General features: G+C 63.5%; 6 protein-coding genes. All 6 read left to right on the top strand.

The features are described from left to right. A complete protein-coding gene (locus H6955_16355; GenBank protein MCP5315133.1) occupies positions 1–831 on the top strand; it encodes a carbon-nitrogen hydrolase family protein in 831 nt (276 codons plus the stop codon). 41 nt (positions 832–872) lie between these two features. After that, the gene (gene tldD / locus H6955_16350; protein ID MCP5315132.1) at positions 873–2,315 is read left to right on the top strand and encodes a metalloprotease TldD; all 1,443 of its coding nucleotides are present in this window, start codon (positions 873–875) and stop codon (positions 2,313–2,315) included. 13 nt (positions 2,316–2,328) lie between these two features. Beyond that, positions 2,329–3,660 carry a metalloprotease PmbA gene (pmbA, locus tag H6955_16345; protein ID MCP5315131.1) on the top strand — a complete coding sequence of 444 codons (1,332 nt, stop codon included), beginning with the start codon at positions 2,329–2,331 and terminating at the stop codon, positions 3,658–3,660. A gap of 134 nt (positions 3,661–3,794) precedes the next feature. Beyond that, entirely contained in the window at positions 3,795–10,559 is a 6,765-nt protein-coding gene (locus H6955_16340; GenBank protein MCP5315130.1) for a transporter substrate-binding domain-containing protein, read from the top strand. Next, positions 10,556–11,656, top strand: coding sequence for a response regulator (locus tag H6955_16335; GenBank protein ID MCP5315129.1), 1,101 nt, complete (start codon positions 10,556–10,558; stop codon positions 11,654–11,656). Before H6955_16340 ends, H6955_16335 begins: the two co-directional genes overlap by 4 nt. After that, positions 11,653–12,303 (top strand): response regulator transcription factor, encoded by a 651-nt coding sequence (locus H6955_16330; GenBank protein ID MCP5315128.1) that lies wholly within the window; start codon positions 11,653–11,655, stop codon positions 12,301–12,303. Before H6955_16335 ends, H6955_16330 begins: the two co-directional genes overlap by 4 nt. The last annotated feature ends 173 nt before the right edge of the window (positions 12,304–12,476 follow it).

Raw genomic sequence — 12,476 nt, 5'->3', positions numbered from 1 at the left:
ATGAGTAAATCGAAAAAGAAAGTGGCCGCGATCCAGCTGGCATCCGGCAGCAACGTGAGCGCCAATCTGCTCGAAACCGGGCGCCTGGCGGAGGCCGCGGTCAGACAGGGGGCAGAACTGATCGTCCTGCCGGAAAACTTCGCCTTCATGGGACGCAGCTGCGGTGACGCGAATGCACTGCGCGAGGCCCCGGGCGACGGGCCGCTCCAGGCATTCCTGTCACAGCTCGCCCACCGGCTCGGCATCTGGATCGTCGGCGGGACCATTCCGTTGGAGGCCGAGCACGCGGCCAAATGGCGCGCCGCATGCACTGTGTACGACAGCCACGGTCGCCAGGTCGCCCGCTACGACAAACAACACCTGTTCGACGTGAACCTGATCGAGAGCGACGAACAATTCGTCGAGTCGGAGAACATCGAACCCGGTGACCAGGTCGTGGTGCTCGACAGCCCGGTCGGCCGACTCGGTATCTCGGTGTGTTACGACCTGCGCTTTCCGGAACTGTATCGCGCGATGGTCGACCGCAACGTCGAAGTCATCGCTCTGCCGGCGGCGTTTACCGCGATCACCGGTCGCGCCCATTGGGAAACGCTGGTGCGTGCGCGCGCCATCGAAAACCTGAGTTACGTGATCGCGGCCGCGCAGGGCGGCTTCCACGTCGCCAGTCGCGAGACCTATGGCCACAGCATGATCGTCGATCCCTGGGGCACCAAGCTGGCGCTGCGGGAGCGCGGCAACGGTTGTGTGGTCGCGGAGATCGATCCTGAATTTCAACACACGACGCGGCGCAATTTTCCCTGCCTCGACCACCGTCGTCTGCACTGCCGCTGACCGTCCCGGTCGACGGCGACACCTGTCAGGAGTTGTTTCCAATGTCGCAAAGCACCACGCTAGCGCGCCAGACCCTGCTCGATACACCCGGGCTCAGCGAGGGCCAGCTGGGTCGCTTGATGGACCGCCTGCTCAGCCGCCAGGTCGACGCAGCGGATATCTATTTCCAGTACGCGCGGCTCGAGTCGTGGGTGCTCGACGATGGCATCATCAAGGAAGGCAGTCACAGCATCGAACAGGGCGCCGGCCTGCGCGCGATCAGCGGCGACAAGACCGGATTCGCTTACACCGACAGCCTCGAACTCTCCCGCCTGCTGGACGCTGCCGGTGCGGCCCGGGCGATCGCCCAAGCCGGTCAGCACGGCGCCCTGGCGGTCGCCGGCCAGTCGTTGCCCACGCCGCTGTACGCACCGATCAATCCGCTGGAATCGCTGAGCGAAGAGCAGAAGATCGACCTGTTGCGACGCACCGACGCCGCGGCCCGCGCAATCGACCCGCGTGTGCAGCAGGTGATCGTCAGCCTGGTTGCCGCACATGATGTGGTGCTGGTGATGGATCACAGCGGGCGGATCAGCGGTGACGTACGCCCGCTGGTGCGCATGAACGTCCAGGTGATCGTCGAGCAAGATGGACGGCGCGAACAGGGCAGCGCCGGCGGCGGCGCGCGCGAGGCGCTGGATTTCTTCCTGCAGGACGAGCGGTCGCTCGGCTACGCGCACGAGGCCGTGCGCCAGGCACTCGTCAACCTGGACGCGATCGCCGCACCGGCCGGCATGCTGCCGGTCGTGCTCGGACCGGGCTGGCCCGGGGTACTGCTGCACGAGGCGGTCGGACACGGCCTCGAAGGCGACTTCAATCGCAAGGGCACCTCGGCGTTCAGCGGACGCATCGGCGAACAGGTCGCTTCGCCGTTGTGCACCGTGGTGGACGACGGCACCCTGCCCGGGCGGCGCGGTTCACTCACGATCGACGACGAAGGCACGCCGTCCGGCAACAACGTCCTCATCGAGAACGGCATCCTCAAGGGCTATATGCAGGACACCCTGAACGCCCGCCTGATGGGCGTCCCGCCGACCGGAAACGGACGCCGCGAGTCTTATGCGCACCTGCCGATGCCGCGCATGACCAATACCTACATGCTGCCCGGCCAACACAAGCCGGAAGAGATCATCGCATCGGTGCAGCACGGCCTGTACGCCGTCAACTTCGGTGGCGGACAGGTCGACATCACCTCGGGCAAGTTCGTATTCTCGGCGAACGAGGCCTACCTGATCGAAAACGGCAGGGTCACCCGCCCGGTCAAGGGTGCAACGCTGATCGGCAACGGGCCCGAGGTGATGACGCGGATCAGCATGGTGGGTGACGACCTGGCGCTGGACAGCGGCATCGGCACCTGCGGCAAAGAGGGCCAGAGCGTACCGGTCGGTGTCGGCCAGCCCACCCTCAAGATCGATCAACTCACTGTCGGCGGCACCGCCGCCTGACCTACGGTATCCCATGAATCAGGTTCAACAGATCGCGCAACTCGAACAGGTCGTCGAGGACCTGCTGCGTGAAGCCCGCAATCAGGGCGCAGACACCGCGGAGGCCGGTGTATCGGCGCAGACCGGCCTGTCGGTGACGGTGCGCCTCGGTGAGACCGAGACCATTGAGCACACCAGCGACAACGGGCTCGGTATCACCGTTTACTTCGGCAACCGCAAAGGTTCAGCCAACACGACCGACCTGCGCCCGGACGCAATCCGCGAAAGTGTTGCCGCGGCCTGTCGCATCGCCCGCTACACCTCGGAAGATCCGGCCGCCGGCCTGGCGGATGCCGAGCTGATGGCGCGCGACATACCAGACCTCGACCTGTATCACCCCTGGGAACTCGCGGCCGACGATGCGGCAACGATCGCACGCGACTGCGAGGATGCGGCACGTTCCCTGGATCCCCGCATCAGCAACTCCGAAGGTGCGACCCTCTATACCCAGCGCTCCAGCTTCATCTACGGCAACACGCATGGCTTCGTCGGCGGCTACCCGACCACGCGCCACAGCCTGAGCTGTGCGGTCATCGCGGAAGAGGGCGACGAGATGCAGCGCGACTACTGGTACAACAGCGACCGTGTACCCGGCGAACTCGGCGACCCGACGACAATCGGCCGCAAGGCCGCTCAACGCGCGCTCGCGCGCCTCGGCGCACGCCATCTGAACACCCGCGAGTGCCCGGTGCTGTTCCAGGCCGATGTCGCACCAAGCCTGTTGCGCAGCCTGTTCGCGGCGATCCGAGGACACGCCGTGTATCGCAAGTCGACCTTCCTGCTCGACCAGGTCGGCGAACAGATCTTTCCGGACTGGGTTCGGATCAGCGAAGACCCACTGCAACCGCGCGGGCCGGCCAGCGCACCCTTCGACAACGAGGGCGTGGCGACCCGTCATCGCGAATTGATCAGCGCGGGTATCCTGCAAGGCTACCTGCTCGACAGCTATGCTGCACGCAAGCTCGGACTGCAGAGCACCGCCAGCTCCGGCGGCGTACACAACGCGCGAATCGACAGCAGCGGCCAATCGTTCGAAGAACTGCTGCGCGAGATGGACCGCGGCGTCCTTGTGACCGAATTGATGGGCCAGGGCAGCAACCTGGTCACCGGCGACTATTCGCGCGGTGCCTCGGGCTTCTGGGTGGAGCACGGCGAGATCCAGTATCCGGTCGATGAAATCACCGTGGCCGGCAACCTGCGCGACATGTTTCGTCAGCTGGCCGCCGTTGGCACCGACAGCGACATCCCGGGCAGCGTGAAGACAGGTTCCTGGCTGATCGAGCGGATGACGGTCGGCGGCGACTGATCGCGACATCGGCGAGCCGCGTCAGACCAGCTGACCTATACTCGCCGGATACGCTAGGAAAGCGACACGCCAGACCCTGTCCACCGGTGCACGGACGGTGATCGCTTTCCCGACCACGGTTCACCGCGATCACCATGTGCACACGCCTGTTACTGCTCGCACTGCTGTTGTTGACGGCAGCGCCCCCATCCGGGGCTACCCAGCGCATCGGCTTGTTCGTACCGCACACTGGCGAATTCTGGGGAAAGTTCACCGAATTCGCCGAGGCCGCTGCACACGACCTGGACATCGATCTCCAGGTCTTCATTGCTGGGCGCTCACCCGAGCGCATGCTCGAACAGGTGCGGCAAGTCACCGCGGACGGTATTGAAGGCATCCTGTTCACCGACTACCAGGGCTTCGGCGAATCCATCCTGCAGGCCGCCGAAGCGAACAAAACGCCGGCCGTCCTTGTCAATGCGGCGCTGCTCGATCCGCGGGTCGTTCCGCGCAACCACTATCGCTACTGGATCGGCGGAGTCGCGCCGGATGACCGTGAGTCCGGCGTACGACTGGCGACCAGCCTGATCGCCTCGGCTGCCGCGAAGGGCGCAAAGGAATTCAACATACTCGCGTACTCCGGCAGCAAAGAACTGCCCATGCTGCGCCGCCTGGAAGGGTTCAAGGCGGTGGTCGATGCGCGATCCGACGTTCACCTGGTCGATATATTTCCGATCAACGATGGTGAAGACGCGGTCATTGAGGCATTCGATTCGGCAATCGCCGCACACCCGGCCGTCAACATCGTGTGGAGTTTCCATGACCAGCTGGCATTGACCGCGGCGCGCCACTACCACCAGATGCGCGCACAACCAGACATCTCGTTCGGCGGCATCAACTGGACCGGCGAGTCGATGGACGGCCTGGAGCGCGGCCTGCTGGATATCGACCTGGGTGGCCACGTCTTCGATGGGGCGCAGGGCGTCATCATGCTCCACGACTACTTGAACGGTCATGACTTCGCCGACGAGCGGGTGCTTTTCCAAAGCAATATGTACAGTGCGACGACCGAGACGGCTGCCCAGTTCAAACGCATCCTGGCCGACCCGCTGGCGATTGACTACAGGGCGTTGAGCAAGTCCCACAATCCATCACTCAAACAATATCGTTTCGATCTGAACGAGATCGCCCGGCGCACCGGCAGTGCCGCGGATCTCACCCAGGAGGAGCGTGATTGGGTAAGGACGCACCCGGTCGCGAAAGCCGGGGGCATGCTCGACTGGGCGCCTTTCGATTTCGCCGAGGATGGCGTGTACACCGGAGCCACGCGGGATTTCTTTGAGCTGATCTCGCAAAATACCGGGCTGCAATTCGATTTCACACTCGGCGAATGGACCGATCAGTTCGATGCACTGCGGGAAGGGCGGATCGACGTGCTCGGATCCACCTACTACACGGAAAGACGTGACAGCTTCCTGAGTTTTTCACAGCCGTACCTGGAAGTACTCGACTATCTCTTCGTGCGCGACGACCTCGGTGTGGACAGGCTCGAAGACCTGTCCGGCAAGCGGGTCGCCATCCCCGAGGGGTATGCGCTGAACGACACGCTTGCCGCGGATTTCCCAGGCCTTCGGATCGTGCGCACCCATTCGATGTCGGAGGCGATCGACGCGGTTGCCGACGGTCGCGCCGAGGTACTGTACGACGCCTATGCCGTCCTCAGTCATATGCTGCAGCGGCGCGGCATCACCAACATCGTCCCATTTCGATCCACTCGCCACCTTGGCGCGAACCAATTGCATTTCGTTACCCGCGACGATCAGCCGGCGCTCGCAGCGATCATCCGCAAGGGACTGGATGCGATCACGGCGCCGGAGAAACAGGCGGTATACGAGCGCTGGCTCAGTCCGGTACCCGTCGCGCGCGAACCCGAGCTGGACCTGACCCACGAGGAAAGGGCGTGGCTCAGAGACCACCCGCAAATCAGGCTGCGCGTCGATCCGGACTGGCCGCCGTACGAGTTTGTCGACAGCAACGGTGAACTGCGCGGCCTCAGCACCGACATCCTGCACATGATCGAGCAGCGCCTGGGGATTCACTTCCAGACGGTTTCAACGAACTGGGCCGGTGGCCTGGTCCAGCTGGAAGAGCGCAAGCTCGACATGCTGTCGAACATCGTCAGTACGCCCGACCGGGAGCGGTACCTGCTCTTCTCCGACAGCTACATCGCGCCCAAATACGCCATCTTCACGCGCAAAGATGGCCCACCCATCCACGAGATGTCCGATCTGCAGGGACGCAAGGTCGCCGTCGAAAACCGGTTCCGCATACACGATCTGCTGCTCGCCGAGTACCCGAATATCGACCTGTCCGTGGTGGATACCACTGCCGATGCGCTGAAGGCGCTGTCATTCGGCCAGGCGGACGCCTACATAGGGAATCAGGGTACCGTTAACTGGATCGCCGAACGGCATGTACTCACCAACCTCAAGATCGCAGCGATACCGGCAGAACTGGGCAGTTCCGAACTGCGGTTCGGCATTCGCAGAGACTGGCCGATGCTGAGGCAACTGTTGAACAAGGCGCTGGCATCGATCACCGAGATCGAGATGCAGCAGGCGCGTCGCCGCTGGCTGGGTGTCGCGGCCGAACCCGGAGACGTGATGCTCACGGCAGACGAGCGACGCTGGTTGCGCGAGCATCCGGTGCTGCGCTTTACGGGCGACCCGAACTGGCTTCCCTACGAAGCCAGGGACGATCGAGGCAACTACGTCGGTATCGTTGCCGACCTCCTGAAGACCGTCGAAAGCACGCTTGGCATCACGTTCGAATACATACCGACGCCGACATGGAGTGAGTCCGTGGCGCTGGCCCGGAACGGGGAAATCGACGTGCTGTCGGAGACCGACAACTCGGAGCTGTCATCGCTCCTGCGCTTCACCAGGCCCTATCTGATCAGCCCTGTCGTTATCGTGATGCAGGACAAACAGGACTATGTCGAGTCGATCGGGCAGATAGCGGCGCAGCGCATTGCAGTCATCAGGGACTATGGATATGTCCCGGGGATCCGCAACAAATATCCGGATCTGGACTACCACATCGTGGACTCCATCCAGGATGGCCTCACGGCCGTATCCACCGGTGCCGTCGACGTGTTGCTGGCGACGCTGGCTCAAGCCAGTTATCACATCGGCGAACTGGGCATCAACAACATTCGAATCGTCGGCAAGACCGAGTTCGACACCCGTCTGGCACTCGGCGTACGAGACGAACTCGCACCGCTGGTACCCTTGCTCAATAGGGCACTCGATACGATCAGCAAGGGTGACAAACAGAAGGTACTCGACACCTGGGGGCGATCGAAGTTCGCAGCACGTGTCGACGATCGACGGATCGCCTTCGTCGCGGCAATCGCCGGCGCAGCACTGCTGCTGGCACTGCTCTGGAACTACTCCATTCGCAGGCAGAAGCAACGCCTGCATGTCAGTGAAGAACGATTCCAACTGGCGCTCGATGCCGCCTCAGTCGGCCTTTGGGATTGGAACGCGACCACCGGCAGGGTTTACTACAGTCCGTTGTGGATGTCGATGCTCGGCTATGGTCCGGAAGAACTGCCACATACCTTCGACACATTTCGCGAGCTGCTTCATCCCGACGATCGCGACGAGGTGCTGATCAACAACGCCCGGATGCTCGACGACCCAAGCGTGGATTACGAGCAGGAGTTTCGGCTACGTTGCAAGGACGGTGACTACCGCTGGATATTGTCGCGCGGGCACGTGTTCTCGCGTGACAGCGAAGGCAAGGCCCTGCGCGCACTCGGAACCCACTCGGACATCACGCGTCGCAAAGAGGCGGAACTCGACGTGCACCGCCTCAACCAGGACCTGCGTGCGGCGAATCAGCGGTTCGCAATGGCCGTCAAGGCCATCTCGCTGGGCGTCTGGGAACGACTCACGGACGGCAGCAACCGTTTGTTGTTCGACGATCGGCTGCTCCAGATCTACGGTTTCGACCGGCGTGAAAGCGTCACCGTGCGCGAATGGCTCGAGCGCGTGCACCCCGAAGACCGCCATCTGGTGACGGCCGGCATCCGCAAGGTGCTGCGCGAAGGGGGCGATGCGCACGCCGACTTTCGCGCCTACCGGGTCGACGGATCGATGCGCTACGTATATGCCGCAGTAACCCTGGTACCCGGCGGCGAAGGCGAGCCCGACAAGCTTATCGGGGTGAATTGGGACATCACCGAACGCAAGATTGTCGAGGAACAGTTCGGGCGCGTGGTCAACGCACTGCCGGTGGCTATCGCGATCGCCGATGCGGACGGCACCATCCTGCTTGCCAACCCGCAGGCGGTACGCGAGTTCGGCGAAGGCGACTCACTGGTCGGCATGAACACCGACGACTTCTACGCCAAAGAAAATCAACGGACCGAGTTGCTGGCCGAACTCGTGCGCGACGGACAGATTGTGGCCAAGGAGATCCAGTACCGCACCGCGTCGAACGCGATCATCGAGGGCATGCTCTCGGCAATCCCGATCCTCTTCGACGGTAAGCAGGCGTTGCTCGGCGTAGTGGTCAACATCACAGAACGGCGCCGCATGGAACAGGACCTCGCGCGTGCCAAGGAGCAGGCCGAGGAGGCGAACCGCTTCAAGGGGCAGTTCCTGGCCAACATGAGCCACGAGATCCGCACGCCCATGAACGCGATCATCGGCCTGGGCCATCTTCTCAATCGCACCGCGCTCACGCTGCAGCAGCAGGACTATCTGGGAAAGATACAGGTTTCGGCGCGCACCTTGCTGACATTGATCGACGACATCCTCGACCTGTCGAAGATCGAGGCCGGTCAATTGTGCATCGAGAACATCGACTTCGACCTCGGCGAGGTCCTCGACAACATCGCGACACTTGCCAGCACCCGGCTTGCCGACAAACCCGTCGAGTTCCTCTATGACGTCGATCCAGCGGTACCCGCGAGGTTGCGCGGCGACCCTTACCGTCTCACACAGATCCTCACCAATCTGGTCGGCAACGCGACGAAGTTCACCGAGCAGGGCGGCATCGTGGTACGCATCAAGATCGTCCGTCCGGGCGACGGACTGCACCTGCAATTCGCGGTCGAGGACACGGGCATCGGCATCCCCCCGGACAAGGTCGAACAGCTGTTCGCACCTTTCACCCAGGCGGATGGTTCGACGACGCGCGAGTACGGCGGAACCGGGCTCGGGCTGTCGATATGTCGTCAGCTGGCCGAGTTGATGGGCGGCCACATCCTGGCGCACAGCGTGCCCGGCGAAGGCAGTCGATTCGAGTTCGAACTCCCGTTCGGTGCCGCGGAGCCCAGCAGGCCCGCACGCTTCGGGCCCGATGCACCCAACCTGCGTGTCCTGCTGGTGGACGACAATGCGATCGCCCGCCAGGTGCTGGGTGACCTGCTGTTGTCGCTGGCGTTTCGGGTCGACGTCGCCGCGTCGGGCAGTGCCGCGCTGAAAAGGCTGGTCGATGAGCGCCGTACCTACGACATCGTGCTGCTCGACTGGCGAATGCCGAACATGGACGGACTCGAAACGGCGCACCGCATCCGTACCGCGGGGCTGGAACATCCGCCGCGCATCATCCTGATGACCGCCTATGGGCACGATGCCCTGGAACAGGATCTCGACCTCGCCGATCTGGACGGATTTCTGATCAAGCCGATCACGCCGTCGCAGCTGCTGGATGCAGTCGCACAGAGCACAGGACCTCGACGCAACCCGCCGGTGCCCACCCGCCTGCAGCGCCACGAACCGGTCCAGTACCGGCTGCATGGCAAGGTGCTCCTGGTCGAGGACAATCCGATCAATCAGCAGGTCGCCCGAGAGATCATGCAGCAGATGGGGCTCGAGGTCGCGATTGCGCAGAACGGTGCCGAAAGCGTCACGCAGGTCAGCCGGCAGCGCCCGGACCTGGTCCTGATGGACATCCAGATGCCGGACATGGACGGCTACGAGACCACTGCGCAGATCCGACGACTCGACGGCATGGAATCGCTGCCGATCATCGCGATGACGGCCAACGCGATGTCCGGAGACGCGGAGCGATCGATCGAGGCCGGCATGAACGGACACATCGCAAAGCCGGTCGATCCGGTGCTCCTGCATCACACGCTGCACGCCTGGCTGAATGCCGATGGCAAGGACCTGACTGACAGCGGTGCCGAACGACACCCGTCGATGCCGGACATCGACAGCCGACCCACACCACCGACAGGGCCCCCTGCGCAGCTGCGCCGGGAAGGTGGCGCACCCGCGATCGATTTCGAGACCGGGGTGATGCGGGTCGGCGGCAATCGCGCCCTGTACACCCGGTTGCTGGCCGATTTCGCGGCGCGATATCGCGACGTCCGACAGTCGCTGGAGACCGGATGCGAGGCCGCCGACGCGGCCGGCGTCGAATTGCTGCTGCATTCGCTCAAGGGCGTCGCGGGAAATATCGGCGCAAGCCGTGTTCAGGCGGTCGCGACCGAGCTGGACGTACTCGCCCGTACCGGAAACATAGCAGCGGTACGCGACGGTATTCCGCAGCTCATGCGGTCGCTCGAGCCGGCGCTGACGGCAGCGACGGCGTTCGTCGCCGGCACGACGACCGCGAGCCACCCAGCTACCCGCGACACGACCGTTGCGACCGACATCGGCCAGGTGCTCGTCCGCCTGGCCGAGCTGCTGGCTGCGGGCGACGCCGAGTCGCTGAATCTGGCGGAGACACTTCCCGACGGTGACCTCGACACGTCGGCGCGACGAATCCTGGAGGCACTGCGGGGCCATGTCGCCGACTACGATTTCAGCAACGCCTCGGCGGCCCTCGACCGACTGAGGGCACACTTGGGCCTGGCTCAAGAGGATACTGACTCGGCGCCCGCACAGGGACCTGACGCATGACCGACAAACCAAAGATCCTGATTGTCGACGATGAAAGACCCTATCTGGATATCCTGGTCGACACCCTGCAAGACGACTACCGGTTGATCGTCGCCAAGTCCGGGGAACAGGGACTGTCGCGGCTGCACGACGGCGACCCGCCCGCGTTGATCCTCCTCGACGTATTGATGCCGGGTATCGACGGTTACGAGACCTGCCGGCGGATCAAACAGGACGCGGTAGGCAAACAGATCCCGGTGATCTTCCTGACCGCACGTGACGACGTCGAGGGTGAGACCCACGGACTGAGCCTGGGTACCGTGGACTACATCACCAAACCGATCAGCCCGCCGACGGTAAGGGCGCGCATCCGCACCCACCTGGCGTTGCGCAGTGTCCGTCGCGAGTTGGAGCTGCAGAACCAGACCCTCGAACAGCACGTGAAGGAGCGCACCGAACACCTGCGTATCGTCAGCGCAGAACTGGTGCTGGCCGAAGAGCGCGAACGACGAAGGATCGCACAGGAGTTGCACGATGGCCCCGCCCAACGACTGGTGCTGTCCAAGATGAACCTCGGGCGCCTGCGCGCCGCCGTCGACCCCAAGGCTCACGCCGAACTCGACGAACTCGTGGTGGGTATCGACACCACGCTGAAGGAGCTGCGCACGCTGATGGTCCAGCTCAGCCCGCCTGCGCTGTATGAGCTGGGGCTCGGACCAGCCGTCGAGTGGCTCGCGGAGACGATACTCGGCCGACATGCCATCGAATACCGGGTGGACACTGCGGAATCCTATGCCCACCTCGACGAAGAGACCCTGGTGTTCCTGTTCCGAGCAATACGTGAGGTGCTGATCAACATCGTGAAACATGCGCATGCCACCAAGGCGTCGATCGCACTGAACACGCATCACGGCGACATCGTCATCGAGGTGCGCGATGACGGTGTCGGCATAGGGGCGGCGAGGTCCCCGGGCCACCGCCCCGAGGACGGCAACTTCGGCCTGTTCGCGCTGCGCGACCGGATCGATTCCCTGGGGGGCCAGTTCTCGCTGGAGAGCGGGGCCGGTACGCGCATAACATTGCAGGTGCCGATGACCCGCAGCGAGGTCGCACCGTGAAGACCAGGATAATGATCGTCGACGATCACAAGATATTGCGCGAAGGGCTGCGCAAACTGATCGGCGACGCAGGCGGATTCGAAGTGGTGGGAGAGGCCAGCAACGGTCGCGAAGCGGTGCGCCTGGCGAAACAACTCAATCCCGAGATCGTGATCATGGATGTCGCGATGAGCGAGATGAACGGGATCGAGGCCACTCGCCAACTGGTCGCCGCGCGGCCCGAGGTCCGGGTACTGGCGCTGTCGATGCACTCCGACAGTCGATTTGTTCGTCAGATGCTCGAAGCGGGCGCGCTGGGTTATCTGCTGAAGGAAAACGCATTCGAAGAGATCGTCACCGCACTGCGCTCACTGCTGGGTGGTCGCATCTACGTGAGCCCGCAGGCCTCGGGAGGGATCCTTCAGGATGTGGCACTGGGCCAGCTGAACGAGGGCGACGCGCAATCGCCGTTGACCGCGCGCGAAAAGGAGACATTGCAGCTGATCGCCGAAGGCCATTCCACCGCGGAGATCGCCGAACGCCTGTTCGTCAGCGTCAAGACCGTCGAAACCCACCGCAAGAAGATCATGGACAAACTGGACCTGCACAGCGTGGCAGAACTCACCAAATATGCCGTCCGGGTCGGGATCACCTCGCTGGACGACTGAACCCCCGGCCACCGGGTCCGCTGCACATCAGGTTTTTGGAACCCGCATATCAGGCAATCGCTGATACGCCGAATCCCCCATCTCGCCGAATATCTGGGTGGAACGAGGCCCCCGGGGCGCCACTCGCGCGCTCGGTCGGGGTGGCACCTCGAGGGCCACCGCGTGGCCAAGGA

This window comes from Chromatiaceae bacterium, assembly GCA_024235395.1.
In the GTDB taxonomy this organism is placed as follows: domain Bacteria; phylum Pseudomonadota; class Gammaproteobacteria; order Chromatiales; family Chromatiaceae; genus Thiosocius.
This window is presented reverse-complemented; position numbering and strand designations above follow the sequence as displayed.

Bases quoted from the DNA above. Each gene is read 5' to 3' on its own strand.
- tldD (MCP5315132.1), top strand. From the start codon at position 873: ATGTCGCAAAGCACCACGCTAGCGCGCCAGACCCTGCTCGATACACCC.
- pmbA (MCP5315131.1), top strand. From the start codon at position 2,329: ATGAATCAGGTTCAACAGATCGCGCAACTCGAACAGGTCGTCGAGGAC.
- H6955_16340 (MCP5315130.1), top strand. From the start codon at position 3,795: ATGTGCACACGCCTGTTACTGCTCGCACTGCTGTTGTTGACGGCAGCG.
- H6955_16355 (MCP5315133.1), top strand. From the start codon at position 1: ATGAGTAAATCGAAAAAGAAAGTGGCCGCGATCCAGCTGGCATCCGGC.
- H6955_16335 (MCP5315129.1), top strand. From the start codon at position 10,556: ATGACCGACAAACCAAAGATCCTGATTGTCGACGATGAAAGACCCTAT.